Annotated in this window: 13 protein-coding genes and 1 tRNA gene; 5 read left to right on the forward strand and 9 right to left on the reverse strand. The window is 65.6% G+C overall.

Annotation, left to right across the window (positions count from 1 at the left end; translation table 11 throughout):
• The first annotated feature begins 142 nt into the window (after nt 1-142).
• Both OHQ90_RS05490 and OHQ90_RS05495 read left to right on the forward strand, forming a co-directional pair.
• Entirely contained in the window at nt 143-1,132 is a 990-nt protein-coding gene (locus tag OHQ90_RS05490; RefSeq protein WP_328407927.1) for a peroxiredoxin family protein, read from the forward strand.
• 220 nt (nt 1,133-1,352) lie between these two features.
• On the forward strand, nt 1,353-1,691 hold the full coding sequence (locus OHQ90_RS05495; RefSeq protein ID WP_328407929.1) for a BP74-related protein: 339 nt from the start codon (nt 1,353-1,355) through the stop codon (nt 1,689-1,691).
• Between the two features lie 200 nt (nt 1,692-1,891).
• On the opposite strand, the gene OHQ90_RS05500 is transcribed toward OHQ90_RS05495, so the two are convergent.
• Both OHQ90_RS05500 and OHQ90_RS05505 read right to left on the reverse strand, forming a co-directional pair.
• Nucleotides 1,892-3,433, reverse strand: a complete 1,542-nt coding sequence (locus tag OHQ90_RS05500; RefSeq protein ID WP_328407931.1) for an MBL fold metallo-hydrolase — start codon at nt 3,431-3,433, stop codon at nt 1,892-1,894.
• A gap of 42 nt (nt 3,434-3,475) precedes the next feature.
• Entirely contained in the window at nt 3,476-4,468 is a 993-nt protein-coding gene (locus OHQ90_RS05505) for a hypothetical protein (protein WP_328407933.1), read from the reverse strand.
• Nucleotides 4,469-4,603: 135 nt separating this feature from the next.
• On the opposite strand from OHQ90_RS05505, the gene OHQ90_RS05510 reads away from it, so the two are divergent.
• Nucleotides 4,604-5,356, forward strand: a complete 753-nt coding sequence (locus OHQ90_RS05510) for a lysophospholipid acyltransferase family protein (protein WP_328407935.1) — start codon at nt 4,604-4,606, stop codon at nt 5,354-5,356.
• Nucleotides 5,357-5,572: 216 nt separating this feature from the next.
• Here the strand turns inward: OHQ90_RS05510 and OHQ90_RS05515 are convergent, their stop codons facing one another.
• The 3 genes from OHQ90_RS05515 to OHQ90_RS05525 form a co-directional block, all read right to left on the reverse strand.
• Nucleotides 5,573-5,941, reverse strand: coding sequence for an Imm8 family immunity protein (locus OHQ90_RS05515; protein WP_328407937.1), 369 nt, complete (start codon nt 5,939-5,941; stop codon nt 5,573-5,575).
• Entirely contained in the window at nt 5,941-6,525 is a 585-nt protein-coding gene (locus OHQ90_RS05520; protein WP_328407939.1) for a hypothetical protein, read from the reverse strand. Before OHQ90_RS05520 ends, OHQ90_RS05515 begins: the two co-directional genes overlap by 1 nt.
• A gap of 841 nt (nt 6,526-7,366) precedes the next feature.
• A complete protein-coding gene (locus OHQ90_RS05525; protein ID WP_328407941.1) occupies nt 7,367-8,245 on the reverse strand; it encodes a helix-turn-helix domain-containing protein in 879 nt (292 codons plus the stop codon).
• A gap of 85 nt (nt 8,246-8,330) precedes the next feature.
• Between OHQ90_RS05525 and OHQ90_RS05530 the strand changes: the two genes are divergently transcribed.
• Together OHQ90_RS05530 and OHQ90_RS05535 are read left to right on the forward strand one after the other, a co-directional pair.
• Nucleotides 8,331-9,212, forward strand: coding sequence for an NAD(P)H-binding protein (locus tag OHQ90_RS05530; RefSeq protein ID WP_328407943.1), 882 nt, complete (start codon nt 8,331-8,333; stop codon nt 9,210-9,212).
• A 252-nt stretch (nt 9,213-9,464) separates the two neighbouring features.
• A tRNA-Gly gene (locus tag OHQ90_RS05535) sits at nt 9,465-9,536 on the forward strand.
• Here the strand turns inward: OHQ90_RS05535 and OHQ90_RS05540 are convergent.
• From OHQ90_RS05540 to OHQ90_RS05555, 4 genes are all read right to left on the reverse strand, one after another.
• Nucleotides 9,518-9,979: a YbaB/EbfC family nucleoid-associated protein gene (locus tag OHQ90_RS05540; protein ID WP_328407945.1), complete on the reverse strand. Its 462-nt coding sequence runs from the start codon at nt 9,977-9,979 to the stop codon at nt 9,518-9,520. The two genes, OHQ90_RS05535 and OHQ90_RS05540, sit on opposite strands and share 19 nt — an antisense overlap.
• A gap of 22 nt (nt 9,980-10,001) precedes the next feature.
• Nucleotides 10,002-11,402, reverse strand: a complete 1,401-nt coding sequence (locus tag OHQ90_RS05545) for a hypothetical protein (protein ID WP_328407947.1) — start codon at nt 11,400-11,402, stop codon at nt 10,002-10,004.
• A 259-nt stretch (nt 11,403-11,661) separates the two neighbouring features.
• Nucleotides 11,662-18,165 (reverse strand): hypothetical protein, encoded by a 6,504-nt coding sequence (locus OHQ90_RS05550; protein WP_328407949.1) that lies wholly within the window; start codon nt 18,163-18,165, stop codon nt 11,662-11,664.
• 56 nt (nt 18,166-18,221) lie between these two features.
• Nucleotides 18,222-19,877, reverse strand: a complete 1,656-nt coding sequence (locus tag OHQ90_RS05555; RefSeq protein ID WP_328407951.1) for a hypothetical protein — start codon at nt 19,875-19,877, stop codon at nt 18,222-18,224.
• Nucleotides 19,878-19,906 lie beyond the last annotated feature (29 nt).

Below are 19,906 nucleotides of genomic sequence, written 5' to 3' on the forward strand. Positions count from 1 at the left end.
CCACTGCTCAGCTGAAGCGCCACCGGGTTCCGGCGTCATGGCAGCCCAATTGATCGACCGCCGCCCAGCCTGCGGCCACGACCACTGAAACCGTTGCGTGTTTCATGTTCTATGGGCATGACCGATGTGGGATGGTGCGGTCATGCTGATCGAATACGGGGTGTGGGTTTCGCGGCTGGCGGTGAGTGCGGTGTTCGGTCTGTCGGCGGTGGGGAAGCTGATGGACCGGGCCGCGATGCGGAAGTCGGCGGCCGAGTTCGGGGTACCGATCCAATGGGCGCCCGTCGTGGCGTGGGGGCTACCGATGTTGGAGGCGGTGATCGCGGTGGCGGTGCTGCCGCCGTGGACGGCGGTGGCGGCGGCGGTGCTTGCCACGCTGGTGCTCGCGGTGTTCACGGGCGCAGTCATTCGACTACTGGTGCGGGGAAGACGACCTGCCTGTTCGTGTTTCGGCTCGTTGAGCGACGCACCGATCGGCGCCTGGACCGTAGCCCGCAATGGGGTGCTGGTGGCGCTCGCGGTGCTGGTCGGCTGGGGTTCGCTCGCGTATCCGCAGGTGCCGGGCGGGCTGCCCGCCGACAATGCGGTCGGGCTGGGAGTGGTCGCGGTGCTCGCCACGCTGCTGGTCTGGATGTTCGGCGAGGTCCGCGGCTTGCAACGGCGGGTAGACGAGCAGGCGCTCTCGACCCTCGGTGCCGAGGGGCTGCCGGTGGGCGCCGTGGCGCCCGAGTTCGAACTGTTCGACGTCGATGACGGCCGCACGACTCTGGAATCGCTACTGGTCCATGGGCGCCGAGTGCTACTGGTGTTCGTGCATCCCAACTGTGAGCTGTGCGCAGCACTGGCTCGGGAGCTGCCGCGGTGGCACTCGCGCACCGCCGAGGCGCTGACCATTGTGGTTGTCGGCAACGGCGACGCCGCGGAGCAGGCCGAATGGGCGCAGGAGCAGGGGCTCGACGGTATTGCCGCGCTGGTGCAGCGGGGTAACGAAGCCGCTCTGCGCTACCGCGTCCGCGGCACGCCTTCGGCCGTACTGGTCGATGCCGAAGGCCATATCGGCGCGCCGGTCGCCAGGGGCGCGATGGCGGTCCGGGAGCTGATCATGTCATCGAAGAAGGTTGTACGGCAGTGATGGGGAGCCGCCAGCGCGCTGACGGTCCAGTCGATCCCTGTGTATCGATCCGATCCGCTGCTTGTTCGAGGCAATACGGACCGGCTTTCTATTTCCATTGTCCTGCAACAAATTTTATGAGCAATTGGCATCACGCCTGATCGTCGAGTCGATACCATCGAAGCGCTAGGTTCCTCCAATCGAAGTCGATTGGCCCTACTCGACCGAGGGGAAAATCAACATGGCGGACTTTGCATTCACAGATTATTCCGGCAAGGAATTCATCATCCGGCTCAACAATGAACAACGGATATCCGAGGCCCGTCGAATTCTGTCCGGCGAGGAAAGCATGTCGGTCCACGTGATGGGCCGAATCAGGAAAACCACAGCGAACTACAACCCGGGCTGGAGTTTCCATCTCGACCCGGACACGATCACCTTCTTCACCATGGCGATCGAGGTGTGCGACTCGAGCATCACCTACCTGGAAGATCACCTGGATGAGGCCTGCGGTCCCTTCCTGCCCGGGTGCTTCTGGTGTCCGTGGTCCTCGCGGCTCACCCGCGAAATTACCGCCTGAGCGAGCCTCTTCGAGGAAAATCGCGCTCGTTGGGTGCTGGTACGGCCTCCGGCCGAAACTCTGTCCGACGGTTCCGTGTGCGCAGTGTCACTGCGCACACGGATCGGACGACCATATGCCCGATCGATCGACATCCGGAATGATGCGTCGACATTCGGCGCGATGAAGTTCGGGCGCTCGAAATTGGTGCAGCGACCGACTCAGGCCAACTTGCGGGAACGAAGTTCGTGACCTTTGGAGGTTTTGCAGCGACCCGATTCCAGATCCCACTGCCACCCGTGCAAATTGCACAGGAGCGTATTACCCTCGACGACTCCGAATTTCGAAAGGTCGGCCTTGAGGTGCGGGCAGCGCCGCTGCACTTCCCAGCCGTCGAGTTCGGTGGACGCGGAATCGTCGTGCGCCTCGGCGAACCAGCCGTCGGCATAGGCGATGCGCTCGTCGGTCAGGCATTTGAAGAACGTATAAAGGAATTCGTTGTACCCGCCGATGCGCCACGCCTGGAATCGGGTGGACAGGAAGATGGTATTCACCCAGTCCGGCTCGTTGTCGCGCAACACCGTGCGCACCAATTCCGGGGCGATGCGGAAGCCGTAGCGATACTTGCCCTCGCCGTCGACCGGACCGCGCACCACGCGCTTGGGGAAGTCCAGCACCACGGTCTCGTCCCCGATGACGAGCCCCACGGGGTAGCCGATGCCGTCGCAAATCAGGTCGCTCTGCGCCATGATCGGCTCGAACAGGGCCTGCAACGGCTCCAGCAGCGGCTCGCCGGTCGCCGGTGACCAGCTCGCCTTCTCCGCGGCCAGCACCGGCGCGAGACGCTGCGCCATCTGTTCGATGTATTCGGCCTTGTTGTCGTAGATCAGGCCCGGTTCGAACGGATGGGTCAACTCCAGCTCGGAACCACGCACATCGGCGACCGAGCCGGGGATCATCAACAGCCCGCCCTCGTTGCCGTGGATGCGCATCTGTTCCAGGAACACCATCTGGTCCGGGAAGATATTGCCTTCGTCGCCGCGGTCGTCGTTGAGATAGCGCAGTTCGTCGTCGAGGAACACCGGCGGCCCCGCCGACGGCACCACCCAGGTGGCGCCGACCTGCTCGATATAGCTGCGGCACCGGTCCATGCCGCGCTGTCGTTTCTGCTTGCCGAAGTTCGACTTGGTGCGGCTCGGGATGTCGTAGACCATCGGGTACCAGATGGCGCCCGAGTACTGCAGCAGATGAATGTCGATCCGGCCGAATGCGTCGTGCAGCACATCCATGTCGACCGGCCGGGCGTCGTTCATGTTGAAACAGGTGGTCACGCCGTCTGAGACGATAATCCCGGAGTCGCCGATCGGTCCGTCTGCCGGCGCGCGCAACGCGATGATCATGATGTCCAGCTCGCCGCCCGGACCGGTGATCGTGTGCTTGACCGAGTCCTCGGTCTCGAAGAACTTGGTGAAACCGAGCAGCTCCAGTTCGCGCTTCAGATCCGGCACCGGGTAGTCCGGCAGCAGCACGGTCGCGTCCTTGTTGACGTGCTGGGCCAGCGTGACGGCGTCGAAGTGGTCGCGATGCAGGTGCGAGACGTACAGGAAGTCGCAATTGCCCAGCTCGTCCCAGTCGAGCTGGGTGTTGTCGGGGAACGGGAACCACGAACCGAAGTAGGCGGGGTTGACCCAGGGATCGCAAAGGATCGACCCGGCCGCGGTGCGAATATGGAATCCGGCGTGTCCGACGCTGGTGATCTGCACGAGCTGCTCCTCCTAGCCGTTACCAGCCATCCAGAGTAGTGGCTATGGTGAAACGTCGCCGATGCAGTAGCCCTTGGAGCTCTCGTGGCCATCGGTCAGGGTGAAAGTCCGCGTCTGGGTCACCCCGGCGGCGTTGGTGACGGGCACCTGTACCGCGATGTAGTCCGCGCGCAGTCGCTCCGATTGGATTTCCTGGTCGGCGAACTTCGTGGCGCCGGTCAGCTTGCCCGCGTTGTTCGCCAACGGCGCGGCGATCGGTTTGCCGGTGCCGGTGGGGTCCCAGGTCGCCGGGCTCGCCTTGCACACGAGCGGGTAGGTGCCCTCCTTGTCGGAGGGGTCGAGCGGAGCGCCGACAGATCGGGCCAGATACCGGCGCACGGTGTGCCTGGCGTCGGCGTCGTTCAGGCCGGTGTCCTCGCCCGCCGCAATCACTCGCGGGCAGGCGTAGCCGGTGTCGGCGGCGGCGCGGTCGATGGTGACTGCGGTGGTCCTGGTCTTCCAGGTGACGGTGTCCTCGGTCGCGACGCCGGGCTGGGCGAGGGCGTTGAGGATGGCCTGCTTGCCCTCGTACATGTCGGCCACATTCCCTGGGGCCATGGACCAGCACTTGGCCTGCAGCGCGGTGATCGTTTCGGTTTGCAGGTCGACGGCCCAGCGCTGTACCGCGGGTGCGGCGGCCGGGAGGCCTGGCACCGCTGCGACCTGCGGGGCGTTCGCGGGGATCGGCGGGAGGGCCGAGGCGCTCGGTGTGGTCGGGGCGAGGATGGGCGAGGTGGTGGTCTGCGCCGTGGCGCGCGCGGGCTCCTCATTGGGAATGCCGACGGCCGAATCGCAGCCCGCGAGCAGGACCGCTCCGGCGGCGACGAGTCCGCCGACCAGGCTCCTGCCGATGCGTGGCGTTGTCCGCAGGTCGCCGTGGCGAGGGGCGCTGCGCTGCTGGTGCGCCGCCCCGTCGTGCTCGAATTGCCTTGTCCGGTCACGATAGCGCGGGTCTTTCCGGTCGCGTTCACGCGTTATCGGTCGGGCGCGGTCCACTTCCAAGGTCCTCTTTCGTAGGTCTTTGCTCTCGGGCCTATCGGGCGAATTCCGGGTCCGGTTCGGCGCTCGCGAGACAGCGCGCGCGGCGGCGCTCTGCCGGATGGGACAGTCTGCGACTACGCTAGCGGAATTGTGGAACCCGTCTACCGGACGATCGTCGGCCTGGCCCGTACCGTCTTCTTCGTCGAAGGTCTGAAATTCACCGTCAAGGGTGAGGAGAATATCCCTGCCCGGGGTGGTGCCGTAATCGCGGTCAACCACACCGGATATATGGACTTCACCTACGCCGGGCTTCCGGTGCGCACGCCTAAGCGCTACATCCGCTTCATGGCCAAGAAAGAGGTGTTCGACAACAGCATCTCCGGGCCGATCATGCGGGCGCTCGAGCACATTCCCGTGGACCGATCGGCGGGCGCCGATTCCTACCAAGCCGCGGTCGAGTACCTGCGCAAGGGCGAGCTGGTCGGCGTGTATCCCGAGGCGACCATCAGCCGCAGCTTCGAGATCAAGGACTTCAAGTCCGGCGCCGCGCGCATGGCGATCGAGTCGGATGTCCCGATCATCCCGATCGTCATCTGGGGTGCGCACCGAGTGTGGACCAAGGGCTTCCCGAAGCGCCTCGGCCGCACCAACACTCCGATCTCCATCGCGGTCGGCGCACCGATCCAGCCCTACGAGCCCGCGGCGGACCTCACCGCTCAGCTGCGTGCCGCCATGCAGGAAATGCTGCTCGATCTTCAGCGCGACTACCCGCACGAGCCGGGCGCCTACTGGGTTCCCGCCCGCCTCGGTGGCAGCGCGCCCACCCTGGAGGAAGCCGACGCCATGGATGCCGCGGAAGCCGAGGAGAAGGCGGCCCGCCGGGCGGCGAAGGATTCTCAGTAGGGGGAGCTACGGCACTGCCGAGGGCCGAGCGGCGGAGCGTTGTCGACCACCGCCTTCCTTGGACGCGCCGCTCGTCGCCGACGGCGCAGGAAGCGCGGCGGGCCCTGAGACGTCTACGAGAGAGTCGTGTAGCCGGTGCGGTGATGAACCGACCCCCCGCCCGGGGCTGGTTGTGACTCGCAGCGCTATGTGGCGGTGTTCTCGCTCGGGTGGCGTCTACCCGCTCTCGCCCGGACCACGGCGGTAATCCTGGAATTCCCATTTGCCGATCCGGCTGATTTCCGTGGCCAATTCTTCCCAAGTGGGGCGTTCGAGATCCCGAAGGAAGTCATCGACGTATCGGCGAACCAGTGCGATATCAATACGGTCGAGGATCAGTGTGTATTCCTTCGCCTCGGAACCGCGCGAGTCACTGGCCCGCGCGTGCCCCTCGGGCGTGCAGACGATGACATCGAACGACTCTTCTCCCGGTGCGTTCTCCGGGCCGATCATCAACTGCACCAACAGGGTATCGACTGAGAGCTCGGCACTGCCGTCGGTGAGATCGGCGTCCGGGCTGTAGATTCCTTTGAGTTCGGCTTTCATCACAGCTCCTCGATATCCAGGTGCGCATTGCCTTCCCAGTGCCGGTTGGGATCGGACCGCCACTCGTAGTTTGCTTGCACTCCCCGGCCGGACGGCTTCTGCTGGGGCGGACGATAGTGCAACAACCCATCCTTGCTAATCAACCGGTGGGTGTCGCCATACGGCAGTTTCCGCGCATCGACGCCAACCCAAGCCAGACCGGCAGCATCCGCTTCGGCTCGGCTGGCTCGGCCGACGCCGAAGTTTCCGCTCTGCGCGCGAGCGCCGCGCACGATCTCTGCAATCTTCTGTTGATCGGGAAAGATCGGGTGCTTCCCTTCGGGCAATTGCGGCGCCCACGCACCTGCGCCGGTATCCGCATCCGGCACGGCTACGCTATTGCGGGCAGTCCCATTCTCGGCTCGCATGGCGGCCCGAATGGGCTCGGCCCCCGCCGCATCGCCCTCCAGCAGTTGCCGCGGCTTTTCCCGTACCGCGGAATCGATCAGGTGTCCCGCCTCGGCGCGGACTTCCTGAACGTACTTCTGGAGGTACGTGGACAACCGATTGGCTAACGCGGCGTACTGGGCTGCGGCGTGCGACACCAGTGGCTCCGGGTTCGTGCTGTGCGACAGGTTGTGAAGTTGTGGACCACAGCCGCCGTCTGTATGCGGATGGGTCTCGACAGCGAGACGCCGAGGTCGCAGACCTTCGTGCCGGGCTGCGCGGCCGACCGGCCGAATGCGGCGGCAGGACCCACATCCACGCCACCGGCGTCGCTCAGCAGCATGATGGCATTGCTAGTCGACGTAGGACCGTTGTCGACAAGGTCAGCTCTTGTGGACGTGATGCACGCCCGGAAGTGGCTGCTTTCGCCGCCGTTGCTGTACGCATTGGGCAGGCGGGCGCGGTGACCGGGCCGGTGGAGATCCGGCGGCGGGTCATCGAGTCCATGGGGAACTCCTCTGAGAACGTGTTCGAGAACGCCGGTTCCGGCGTATGACGCTCGAGATGTGAGTGAGCTCCTGGTTGTTGATTGATTGCTGAAGTCAGCGATCCGCCAGAAGTTCGTGCGTCATTATTCTCGATCGCGTCGTGCTCGTCGTGTCCGGCTGGTGCGGAGGCTGTAATCGCCTCAGGCACAGGGCATTTCGGCGGTGCGACACCTGATGAGCTAGTCTGGGTGTGCGATGTCACCACGGTATCGCCAGAGAATAACTACAGCTCGGTGGGCTTTGTGTGCTCACGGCGAATGGCGGATGAACCTCTAGCAGCAACGAGGCTGACAGGAGGTGACCGATGATGGGGCCGGTAGCAGGACCAGGAGCCGTTGGCTATGCCGGCGACAACTGGAAAGAAGCACTGAACGCCGATGACGACAGCAACGACGACCGAAGCACCACGACTACGAACCCTGGTGTTGACAGCGGAAACCTGCGCCGGGGTTCATGCTGGTCTGGCCAGGCCTGAAATCTGGCGGCACGGTGCAGGTGCGGGAAGGTCCCCCCGGAAGAACCTGGTCGGCGGTACACCCATCAGAGCTTTGAAGTCCGCCGACATATGGGATTGATCGTAGTAGCCGTTTTCGGCCGCGACCCGGGCCAATGAAGTCGGTGAAATCTTGACCCTCGACTGGTCGTAGTAGCCGGTGGTGGTGGCCGGTTGGGCTGCGTGGGCGAGGATGTGGCGGATTCGGCCGATGCGGGCGTAGTGCTTGGGAGAGATGCCGACACCGGCGGTGAAGAGGTTGCGGAGTTGGCGTTCGCTCACGGCCAGGTCGGTGGCCAGTTCGTGGACCGGGGTCGGTGCGGCGGTGGACATGGCGGTGACGGCGGTGCGCAGCAGGGTCCGGTGGGCGCGCTCGGTCGGGGCTTCGGAGATGTGTCGGGGGAGGATGTCTTCCAGGAAAGGCAGCACCTCCTCGGGAGCAAGGCGCGTCAGCTCGTCGGCCAGATCGGCTGCGACACCGGGAAAGTCGGCGAGCCGGAACACCCGGTTCGCAAGGTCGGTGGCCGGTACGCCCAGCAACTGACGGGTGGCTCCCGGTTCGAGGCGAAGGCGCACGCATCCGGCCGGCTTCTCGGCCTTGGAGTAGGTCGCCCTGGTTTGCGGGCCGATGACCATCGCCTCGCGGTGGCCTGCCGCCTCGGCACGCAGCACAATGGTCGTCGCGACCTGCGGAATATGTGTGAAGGGCAGCGAGACGTCGGCGACGGTCGGGATGTGTCCGAGCTCGGTGATCCACGGCCGCAAGGGTTCGGGCGCTGCCACCGTGGTCTCGATGAGCTCATCGGTCAGCGTGTGCGCCGGATACGTGGTGGTCACCTGATCAACTGTAGGCAGTTCGAGGCCGTCCAGGTGTGCCGAAATTTCCTATCGACCGCGCGGCGGCGGCGGCAGGCTGGCCATCATGATTCTTATTACCGGTGCCACCGGAACCATCGGCAGCGAAATCGTTCGTCAACTCGCGGCGCGCGGCGAGCAGGTTCGTGCCGTGACGCGAGACCCGCGACGAGCGCGGCTGCCCGCCGAAGTCGAGGTGGTGCGTGGCGACTACACCGATACCGCGTCGATGGCCGCGGCCATGTCGGGTGCGGACGCCGTTTTCATCGTTGGTGTGCTCGGACCGGACGACGCCGAAACCGACCGGGCATTGGTTGCCACCGCCAAGGCGGCCGGCGTCCGCAGGATCGTGAAACTGTCGGCCATCGGCACCGGCGAACCTGAACTCGGACGAGTCGGTACCTGGCACATTCCCGGTGAGAACGCCGCGCGCGAAAGCGGCCTCGAATGGACCATCCTCCGCCCGAGCTCTTTTGCCTCGAACACCCTGAGCTGGACCCAGGCGATCCGCTCCGGTCAGCCCGTGCCCAACCTGACCGGTCCGGGCAGCCAGGGCGTCATCGACCCACGCGATGTGGCGGCGGTGGCCGCCGAGGCGCTGATCGCACCCGGCCACTCGGGCCGCATCTACACCCTCACCGGCCCCGACCTACTCACCGGTCCGGACCAGGCCGCCGTGCTGGCCGCCGTCCTCGGCCACCCGGTGGAGTCCATCGACATCCCCGAAGACACCGCCCGCGAACACATGCTTGCCGCGGGCATGTCCGCGGAATTCGCCGATGGCGCCCTCGCCGGCCAGGCCTACGTCCGCGCAGGTGGCAACGCCGTTCTCACCGACGACGTCCATCAGGTCCTCGGTCGCGCCCCACGTACGTACGCCGAATGGGCCACCGACCACGCGACAGCGTTCAGTGCGGTGGTGAACCCGGTCGCTCAGGGATCTCGCTAGTCGCGGCAGCCCTCATCGCGGGTGACGTAGTCGGGTTCGGTGCACAGGACCACGTCTGTAGGCCCGGAGCCGGCTGTTCCAGCCGAGGCCGATCGCGGGTCGCCACGGCCCCACACTGCTCGCGCCTGTGGAGCGATGGCTGTGCCGACTGAGCATCTTTTACCACCGGATTTCCGAAATCCGGTCTGCACCTACTACAGTTCAGCGTCGCACGACATGCGCGGCCGGATTCGGATCGCGCAGACGGTGCATGCGGATGTAGCGCAGTGGTAGCGCATCACCTTGCCAAGGTGAGGGTCGCGGGTTCAAATCCCGTCATCCGCTCTTACGACCGACCCGCCGAGGTCATTCTCGTCGCGCCGCGAAGGTCCGCGGAGATCTCGGAGGCTGGGCGCACCCGGCAGCAGGTCGGGTAGATCGGGCATCGCGTCGGCGCCCGCGGCGATGGGGGCGGTGATCGCCTCGTTCTGTTTGTTCGCCAGCCGCGCCGCCTCCTGAGCCGCCTCGGTCACGGATCGGCCGAGGGTCTCGGGGGTGCTGCGAAATGCCTGCTGCGCAAACCGCACATCGGTGAGGACACCCGCGCCATCGACGGTGACGGTCACCAAACCGTCGGCCGAGCTCGCCGACGCCCGCACGGCGGCCAGCTGCTCGTAGGCCGCGGCCAGCTGGGCTTGCTGTCCGGTGAACGTGTCCAGGATGCGTTCGACCTGGTTGCGTATTCCGGAGTTGGTCGAGCGCAATCCATCGCGCTCCCATTGATCCATCGGTAGCCACTCTCCTCGAGTCTCACCCGGTTCGAGTTACTGAACCATGGCGTTCGGAGAATCGCTGTGTGAAATCGGCCATGTACACCGCCGGAGCGATCGAGGACGACGAAGGCTCGAGAACCCCGTCGTCGCCGATGTAGAAGATCGCCCTGCCGATCGCGATCTCGTCCGAGGCCACTGGTACATACACCATCCAGCCGACCTCGAATCGGTGAGCGACCAACTGGGACAACGGATATCCTTCGGTGTCGAGCCCGCGTCCGGTGATGTAGTCGCGCACCCGAGCGATCGCCTCCGGCGCAGGCATCTGTTCGGGTACCGTCGACACCAGCCCGGCGAGCGAATATTGATGGAGCGCACCGTCGATGTCGAAGCGCCCGTCGTCGCCGAACACAGTGATCAAAGTCTCGCGAGTTACCGCGCCGGCCGCGGCGGCCGACAGCAGTCCCGCTATCGCGTCGAGCACTTCGTCGCTCTTGCTGTCGACAAGTGTTGCGACGATCCCGATCACGGTGTCCGCGGTCCACACGCCGGGCACCGCTGTGGCGGACTCCTTCGCCGACGGCGATTCCCCGCGGTACCAATGTCCTCCGTCCCACCAGTAGCAGAACGAAAGCAATCCCGATGCCGCCCGCGGATCCAGCACTGAGTCGGCCACCCAATCCGGCGCACCCGCATAGAGTTTCGGCATCGGCGCACCGCCGTTGTACGTTGCGTCCAAAGTGGGTGCATTCCACACCCCACCCGACAGCACCGCCCGTCCGGCGGGCAGCGCGTACAACGTCGACCCGCCCCGCGCGGAACCCTCGAATACGCCCGTCCATGGCAGCATCCGTGGACCCCAATCCGATTTGGTCGCGACGAACGCCGCCGCGATCGTCGCCCACCGCACCCACATCACCGGGAACGGCGGAAACTCGTTCTCCGCCAGCACCGCCCACACGTGCTCGAGCCGATCGGTGCGCGCTTGTGCCGCCGCAGCTTGCGGGGTGCGCACCTGCCGGTCGCCGTGTCCGATATACGCGGCCAGCCACACCGGCACGCTGTCTCGCGGATACGCCTCCAGGTCAGCGCGGTACACCTCCGGAGCGAACAGCTGTCCCGCAGGGAACGGCTCCGCACCGTAGTCGTACTCGACCTCCAATGCCCCGGAACTGCTCAACATCAACAGCATTCGCCACCACGGTCCCGCACCGGACCGCGCAGAGGCGGCTCTCATCTCTCGGACGAGAGCGAGCGCCACCTCCGACGGATTCATCGGAACCGCTTGCTCACCATCGGAATACACGACACCCGCGATCTCGCCCGCCACCGTGACCACGAAAACCACGTCCGCTCGTTGCCAGCCCACCGGTCCCTGTGCCGCCAATTCTCGGGCAAGCGGGTGTTCAGCGGTCAGCCCGCTCATCTTGTCTGTCATGGTCTGCTCCTCGCGGCGCCGCAACGGCTTGTCCCGGCTGGGACGGTCGGCTCGAACTGTCTCTCGGCGTGCGCCGCCGCCCAGCGCCCCCATGCCCTTCGTTCGTCGCTGTCGATCCAGGCACTGCCGCGCAACTCGGTCTCCAGTGCGCCAGCCCGTCGCCGGGAGACAACTGCCAAGGTGTTCTCGGCTGGACCGGGTTCGAAAAGCTGTACATGCCGCACGGTGTCATCCGGTCCGACTTGCTGGGAAAAGTCACTCACTTGTCGAAAGCCTCCGGATGCGCCTGCGTCACCGTCTCTTGTTCGGCCGGACTCAGGTAGCGCCACCAATGCTGGATCTCCAACAAAATGCTGCGGCGATAGGCGCTGTCGGGTCGGGTCAGCGGTGGCGCCTTGCTCCAGGCTTGTGCCGCCAGTAGGCGGACGGCCTCCGAAGACATTTCCAGCACGCCTGGTCGACCGGGACGTGATGCGACATTCGCACCACTGAAGGCCAGGTCAACGAATCGTGAGGCGGCCTCGACGAACTCTGCGAGCTCGGGGACCGAGTTCGCCTGCGCGGCAAGTCGTCGAACACCGAACAGGAGATCGTCGGTCGGCATGGCAGCCCCCGGTGGGGCGGGCTCCGATAGCTCGAGCACTGAGGTCACTGCCGCGTTCAGGCGATTGCTCCTCTCGTGCAATTGCCAGAAATCCTCAGGAAGGGTCATCTGTGTCAGCACCTCCGCCATCTGGGTCGACCAGGTTGCTCCTAGCCCGATCAGCGGCAGCAGCTGCAGCAAACGACGGTCTTGGCCTGCGACCGAGCGCAATTGCTGCTCGTCCATGACGCTCACCGCATCCTGGAGGCGATCGACTCCGTTGAGCAGCGCCTCCGGCCTCTCGACGAGCAGTTCCGGGTGCACCCCGATAAATGCCGCTACCTTCGCAGCCGCTGCGTGGAGATCGGCGGCCGCTGTCGTCGGATCGACGACGATCGGGGCCTGCCCGCTCTGGGCATCGTCGGTCCGCGCCTGCGGCTGCGATGTCGGGTCGGTGTTCGTATTCGGGGCGAACGGTTGACGTTTCGATCCGATGCCCGGAACACTGTCAGGTGGTGTGAAGTAGGTCATCGCGCCCTCGGACAGAAACGAATTCTTGGTGGAGGACCGTCTATCGATTTGCGTAATATGATCGCCACGGGACCCGCGCCCACCATGGGTATCCGTAATGGCGTCCCCCGTCGGATAATACGTCTTCGCCGGGCGGATCGAGTCCGCAACGGGCGGCGAGGTGAAGTCGATCGGCTCCGCTCCTTCTGCCCGCTCCGCGGCGGTGATGAGCCTGTCGAGAGCTCGGTACAGCGCGGCCAGATCGCGGCCGCCCAGGCTGGGGAAGTCGGCCTCGTCGACCAGCTGGTAGCCGCCGAGGCGGATGCCCTGCACTGCCTCGTACACGCTGTGGTGTTCCGGGACCACGTATGCGAACACCGCGAGGGCGTACAGGTGTCGCAAATGCTCGGGTAGCCCGAGAATGTCGCCATGTGCCGTCGCCCGCAAATTGGTGCCTGAAACCCCTGCTCCCGCTCCGATTTTTCGCTCGACGGCGACGTCGAGGAACCACTCGCTGCTCTTGTCGAATTCCCACACCGCCACGCCTTGGATCGTGGTCAGCTCTACGACTTTTTGCCTGGGGTCGACCGACATCGCTGTTTCGGGATCGATCAGGCCTTCATCGAAGTGCACAACCACGCGCTCGACGACGGCGTATCCCGCATCATCGCGCAGGTGCTCGCGCGTGCCATAGCGGTATTGCGGCACAACGTAAGCCACTGTGCTGTCGTTGGCCCGAAGCGTCGCCTCCAGTGCGGCGGCATCCACCAAGCCGGTCTCGGGGTCTCGGGGGAGGGGGAAGCCAGGATCCAGTATCTCTTTGCGCAGCAGGCGTAACTCGCCCTCGAACACCTTCATTTCGTCGTCCGACAACGGCTTGAACAACTTGTACTCATGCAGATTGAGGCTTCTGCGCCGGGCCATGTTGTCGGTGTCATCGGTAGAGCGACGCTTGCGTGCGGCTTCGCTTCGGCGGAACTCGGCGGCTAGGGCACCCTCCTCCACCAGGAAGCGGGCAAGTCGGAGATCTCCTGCCTCGATGTCCGGTACCGGCTGGCCTGCCAGCTCCGCCTCCGCGGCGACCCGCGCTTTTATCGCGCTCAGCGCGGTGACATTGAGCCCCAGGCTTTCTGCGATCTCCTCCCAGCCTGTCTGGTTCAGCAGTCTTGCCAAACCTTGGTCCAGCGTTGTCGACACGGAGGGGTTTGTCGCCGAGCTCTGGTACATGGCGTTGATTCCTGCCAACACCAGCTCACGTAGATTGCCGCTGCGTCGCAGAGTGTCCAGCGATACCGAACGGGGCACCCGGCCGGTCTCGGTCTTATCGTTTACTGCGTAGAAGGCGTCTTGGATCTCCTCGATGGTCGCGTCGGGATGCAAGATGTACAACAGCGCCTCTATCCTGTCCAGCACCGCGATAGCCGCTGCTCGGGTCGATTTCAAGTTGTAGGCCCGCACGCCGAGCTCGAGCTCGATCCCCATTCGCAGCTGCCGCCAGCCCAACTCCTCATCCGGTATCGGTCGGTCGAGGTCGGCCGCAGCGCTCGCGGCGCGCTCGTGTTCGCGTTTGGCGGCAAGGAACTCGGCGAGATCGGCAGGGGTGGGCGTGGGTGGTGGGGATGGCGCCGTGGATCCTGAAACCGGTTCCGCGGCGTTCTCGGGTGGTGCGGGGTCCGGTGCCGGCGTGGAGTTTTCGGCGACTGCCCGTGTCGGCGTGACCGGCTTCTGCTGCGGTTCGCCGCCTTCGGCATGGGAGTCGCCGCCCATGGTCACCTTCGTCCATGGGACCGGACGACGGGGTGCTACCGGCCGCGAGTCCTGCTCAATGCGTTGTCGGCTCGGTGGTGACTCGATGTGCGGGATGCCGTTCGATTCAGGGTTGTAGTCGAGATCGTCAGGGTCGAAGACGGGAAGGATCTTCGGATCGGCTGGCGCGCCGAGGTTTTCCTTCGGGTGCGTTTCGTCAGGAGTTGGACTGAATGCTGGGACGGCGGGCAAGCGGGGTAGCGGCGGTTCGGGTGAGTGCGCCGGAGCGGTGAATTCGGGTGGTGGCTTCCCGGTCCACGGCGAGACGGGGCTATTGGGGCCTACGTGCTCGGCGGGGGTCGGGGATCGTGGGGCGGTCGGCGTGTCCGTCAGCGGCGTCGGGGACAGGGCGGGCAGGCGCGGTATGGCGGTGCCGTTATCGGGGCGGTCCATTTCAGGGGTGTGTGGAAGGCCCGGTGTCGGTATGTCCGATTTCGGAATCGGGACGTCTTCCGGACTTTCCGAGGGAAGATCCGGAAATTCGCGATCGTTCGGGTCGGGTACGAAGGTGGGCCGGATATCCGGGATAGTGGTCGATGTTTCGGGGAACTCCTCGGGTACTTCGGGATATTCGTCGTCGGAACCTTGGCGGGCCACCATGGCACCGAGAGTGTTCGATGGGCCGGGTGTCGGGTCGGTGATTCCGGGAGGTACCCGCACCGTCGTCAACGGCCGTACGTCGGAATTTGCACCGGGCATGATCGATTGAGCGGCGATGTGATTCGAGACTTCGGTAGAGAATTGCGAGGCTGTCGGAGCTGCTTTCGGCGTGTCTACCTGTGTGGCGGGTTGCGGTGCGGCCTGCGGCTCAGGGTTGGAGACCGGTCTGTTCGGGTTCGCTTGTGGTCCAGGAATTTTTGCGTTGGACGCGTGATCGTCGGGTGTCGATAGTGCTTGGTCGGGAATTGGTTTCGGTGGTACCGATGGTGTGTGGTCGCCGGTAGGTCTCGGTGTGACAGCAGGTGCCGTGGGGCTGTTCGTTTCTGCGGTGGCAGGTGCCGATGTGTGGTCGGAGGCCGCTTTCGGGGACGCAGCAGGGACGTGCGCTTCCGGGGTCGGGTGTGGCGGTATCGGCGACGGGGTACTCGGAGCGGTTCTCGGCGTTGCGGTGTGTGCGGCGGGATTGCTCGTCTCGACGACAGGGCGTTGCGATGGCGCGTCGGGAGCGGTTAGCTGTGGATGAGACTGTGGTGCCAGGTCGTCGCCCTGTGGCCGAGAGGGCGAGGTCGGTGGGGGTGCCTGCTCTGAAACCAGGTCCGGCGTGGGTGCGGCTGGGCTGGTCGCGTCGAGCGGCGGAGGCGGCACGGATGGTGCGGCCTCCGATACTCCCTCGCCGAGGATCTGGGCCAGCGCTTCATCGAATGCGGACTTGGACTGGAGGAACTCCAGCTCCACGCGAACAGGGTCGTTGTGATCGGTCGCAGTCGCCGGTCGCTCGAGAACGTCGGCTCCGCCGGTCGGTCGGTGCCCCATCTCATCGCGTGGACCACGCCCTGTCGGCGCTTGCCCGGGCTCGAGCGGCACTTCCGCCTTGTTGTCGGCACCGAAGCCGACACCGTGCGTGCTCTCGACCAGCGGCGTGAGTTCGTCGAGGAATTGCCCGACAGCATCTTTCACCTCACGTGTGCGTATCTCGCCGACCCGTTGCCCCTGCGCGTCGACTGTCCATTCCTCGACCTGGTCGCCGGACATGCGGCGGACCACGTTGCCGACCTGCTCGTGTACCTCGACCCGCCCCTGCGCGTTCTTGCCCACCCCGAACGCGTGCGCACCCGCATCTTTGAACTGCACGCCCGCAAAAATCGTCCCCTTGATGCGTTGAGCGTGCTCGACCAACGCCCTCGGTGATGCGTAGGTCAGCCAATCCCCGCGCAATCCTCGCGCGACCTGGTCACCGCTGACCCCCTTTGCTCCGGCAGGTCGATCGCCGATCACCGATAGATCGATGGCGTCGTTCTTGGTTTGGGCTTTGACGTATGACCCGGCCTCCGGAGCACAGTTCCGCATGCCGTCGTCCACTACGTGCGCGGGCACGAACTCGCTGTCGCCATCGTGCATGAGCGGTGACTCTCCGTGCGTACCGTCGGGTGGAGCCCCGGTGGCGTCCTGCCCGCTCTGCGACGGCGAATCATCCAGCAAGCCAGTCGATTCGGCTACCGGAGCCTCTTCGCTGACCGGTGCTCGGACCTCGTCGGCTGTTGCTACACCGCCGGCTTCCTCGGGACCGGCCACCACCTTTCCTTCGTCGACGCGCACGCCGGGCTCTGTCGTGTGCGTCGACGCGAGCGGCGCATCTCGTTGACTCGCAGGGGCCTCCACACGCATGTCGGGGCCGGTACGTGCGACGCCCGGCTCGACGGCATAGGTGGGCCCGGTCGGACCGCTCTGTCTGATCACGACGCGCTCGGGCGCAAAGACGGTGCCGACAGCGTTGCCGCCGCGCGCCGTCACCACCGCGGGATGGATGGGGCCGTGCCCGAGCGGCGAGCGCGGTGTCCCCGGCGGAGGGTGCTGCGTCGGCGGTGTCGGAACCGGGTCTCGCGCTGAACCCGGCTGCTGGCCAGTGCCTTTCGATGGCGGCGCCGAACCCGCTTCAGGATTGTGCGGTCGGGGCTGCCCCAAGGCTTCGGCATGGGCCATGCGCTGGAGCTCGTCGGCGGTGGGGATTCGCAAGTTGTCGAGATCGAACTTCGGCTTGCCCTCATCGGCGGGCCTGCCGTGGCTGTCGAGGAATTCGGCAGCCCTATCGCGCGCCGATCCCGGCTCCATCGTTGTGAGATCGAGGTCGCGGGCGACGTTGTCGGACAGCTCCCGTCCCAACGCCACCATCTCCGGAGTGGTGAGGTTGTCCGGTCGAGCCAGGTGGCCATCCACAGATCCGGTCCGCGGTTGCTCCGTACGGAGGGGGATGGGTTCGGCGCGCGATACGAGGTTCACCGGCGCTGGGCCGCGACCATTCCGCGCGACCGATGCACCGGAGTACCCACCGGCCCGTATGCCTCGGACGGCCGCGCCGACACCACCGAGCAAGCCGCCGCCGACTCCCATCAGGATCATGTCGGCCAGGTTCCTGCCCTCGATTTTCCCGAGGGTCAGGGCCTCCGCGGTCAGCCCGCCTATCAATCCACCGAATCCACCAGCAAAGACGGCGGCTGTGAGCACCGACCCGAGAAGCCAAGCCTTTTGCCCTGTCTGCGATACCGCGTTCGCCCCGAGGCGGCCCACCGCGGGCGCGACGTAAGCGCCGACCACTGCACCCGCCGCACCGCCGGCGAAGCCGGCCGCGCCCGCTATCCCGACCGCCTTCCAGTCCACCGCCTTTCGGTCCCCATGCAAGACCTGGATACCTTCCGCGACAGCGCGGACCCCAGCCATGCTCACCCCGCCGATAACCGCACTACGAATGACTATGGCCAGTAGCGGCCGTTGCGCCGCAAACCTCGCCATCAACAGCCGCAGTTGCATGAGCAGCTCCCGCCAGGCGACCTTCATCGCCGTCTCGCCAACGGCGCGATCGGTGGCCGCCTTCGCGAGACCCGCAGGGCCCATCAGCAAATCAATCGCGAGCTGCGCAGCGAGTACCATGGCGATGCCGCGCACCATGTAGATCTCGAGCTCGAGTGCTGTGGCGCCTTCGTACAACTGCTTCGCCATGCTGTTGCTGTGGTCGATCAGTCGCTGTGTGTCGTCGATGAGCTCTGGGTACTGCGTCCGTATCGCGTCAGCGGTGACACCATCGGAGGCCGCTTTCAAAGCGCGCTCTTGGGATTTCACGAGTTCAGCCAGAACCAACGTAAGCCCATTGGCAGAGTCCGACCAGCCGTCCGCGGCCCGCCGCATGCCTTCGATCTTCGCTTCCGGCATGTGCCCGAACACCATGTCCTGCAAACCCGGCGGGATTCCGGGTAGTAGTGGCGCTGTCACGTGGTGCCCGAAAGCCCTCGCGCGTTCTCGACGACCAGGTGGTGCAGGACTTTCGCAGGCCCGCATGCGCCGTCATCGCGCAACTCGACCTCGGTGAACGCCTCGGCCAATGCCGCGCCGGCCTGGAACTGATTGCGGGAGAAACAGCGGCCGCTCAGTTGCCCTCGCCATTTCCGGTAGCCGGCAAGGATCTGCGCGAGCGTGTCGGTTCGGTCCCATGGCCCGCTGATGCGCCGATATTCGGTGATCAACGACATCTGCGCCCGCTGCCGCGCGGCGGGACCCGCGGCAGCCTCCATTATTCGGCCGAGGTCGTTGACGATGACCGAATACATCGGCCGTTCCTCGGATCCCGGTACCGAGGCGCCTGATCGGGTTGCGGCAGAGACTATTTCGGCAATCCGAGTAGGGCTGGCCACCACCGCCCTATCGAGAAGGATCCAGCCGGCTGTCCGGTCCCATTTCACACAGGACACAGCGTCGCCGCCGAGTTCGGTGATCTCGATCCCACCGAGAGCCAGGAACGGGTACTTCCCGAGTATGTCGTCGATGGCCGCCGCAATCTCGTGCACCGTGCTTTCCGCAATGCCGGCGGTCTCGAAACCGACGATCCGCAGGCCGTGCCTTGCGGCAAGCGTGCGGGCTGCCTCCATGGCGGCCTGGTCGGTCTGGACCTGCTTCGCTCGGGCAGGAACAGGCCGGGCCCGAGGGGCTTTCGCGACTCTACGCGACATCGTCCGCTTCCTGGGCTGTGCCGCGGCCGGTGCGGGTCTTGCGGGTTGCGGCGGAGAAACACGGCCGGGAGGGACACTGCCGGGAGGGACACTGCCGGGAGGTGCGCCACCGGGCGTGTTTCGCGGTACCGACACACCAGCACCAGGAGGCGGCGGTGTCGTACCGGACGCTTTGCGTTGCCACGGTGTATCCGATGACGGCCCCGACCACGGGGTTTCCGACGGTTTCCCGGCGATTGCCTGGCGCTCGGGCGTTCCGGATCGGGGGACCGCTGCGCCGGGAGACGCGGAGTTCAGTGCCGTCGGAGAGGCATTGGTGCCGGGCGGGCGGTCTATCGGCGGTCCGTCGGGCATACCGGTGCCGGTGTTCGGACCATAGTCGGGATAGCGCGATTGATAAGGCGAGTCCGGATCGCCGTTCGATTGGTACTGCGGCTGTTGTGATCGAGGGGGAGCGGCATCGGGGTCACGGGCACCGGTGCCGAGCTCATTATTCGGCGTAGTACCGTTGGGGGGCAGAGATTCTGGGGACAGGTCGGAGCCGGGCCAGGCGGGCTGGTCGAACACCGGGATGGGATCGTGCCACGCAGGGTGGACGTCGACGGGGTCGAGATCACGGAGTTGGTTGCCGATGTACTGGTCTTCGCTGTGGAAGGCATCGGCGGCGTCCGCGACACCCGCACTGGTCCGACGCAGGTTGTCGATCAGGTTCGAGTAGCCGGCCAACCCTTGTTCGGCGTCCGGCTCATAGCTTTCGCCGAAGGTCCGGCCGGGTTCGTCGTTGCCCCAGCACTGGCCTTCCGCCGCGAGCGTGGCTTTCAGCTGCGTCAGCTCTTTGTATGCCATGTCGGCGAGTTCGGCGAGCTCTGGGGCCAGCGCTCGAAGCAGGTCTGAATCGACCCGCAACGATTCGCCCATGCTCGGCAACCCTTCAAACCTGGTTCGGT

This window comes from Nocardia sp. NBC_00403 (genome assembly GCF_036046055.1).
Classification (GTDB): Bacteria; Actinomycetota; Actinomycetes; order Mycobacteriales; family Mycobacteriaceae; genus Nocardia.

Coding starts and splice junctions, on each gene's coding strand:
- OHQ90_RS05490 (WP_328407927.1), top strand. CDS start 143: ATGCTGATCGAATACGGGGTGTGGGTTTCGCGGCTGGCGGTGAGTGCG.
- OHQ90_RS05495 (WP_328407929.1), top strand. CDS start 1,353: ATGGCGGACTTTGCATTCACAGATTATTCCGGCAAGGAATTCATCATC.
- OHQ90_RS05515 (WP_328407937.1), bottom strand. CDS start 5,941: ATGAAAGCCGAACTCAAAGGAATCTACAGCCCGGACGCCGATCTCACC.
- OHQ90_RS05530 (WP_328407943.1), top strand. CDS start 8,331: ATGATTCTTATTACCGGTGCCACCGGAACCATCGGCAGCGAAATCGTT.
- OHQ90_RS05540 (WP_328407945.1), bottom strand. CDS start 9,979: ATGGATCAATGGGAGCGCGATGGATTGCGCTCGACCAACTCCGGAATA.
- OHQ90_RS05545 (WP_328407947.1), bottom strand. CDS start 11,402: ATGACAGACAAGATGAGCGGGCTGACCGCTGAACACCCGCTTGCCCGA.
- OHQ90_RS05550 (WP_328407949.1), bottom strand. CDS start 18,165: ATGCCGGAAGCGAAGATCGAAGGCATGCGGCGGGCCGCGGACGGCTGG.
- OHQ90_RS05555 (WP_328407951.1), bottom strand. CDS start 19,877: ATGGGCGAATCGTTGCGGGTCGATTCAGACCTGCTTCGAGCGCTGGCC.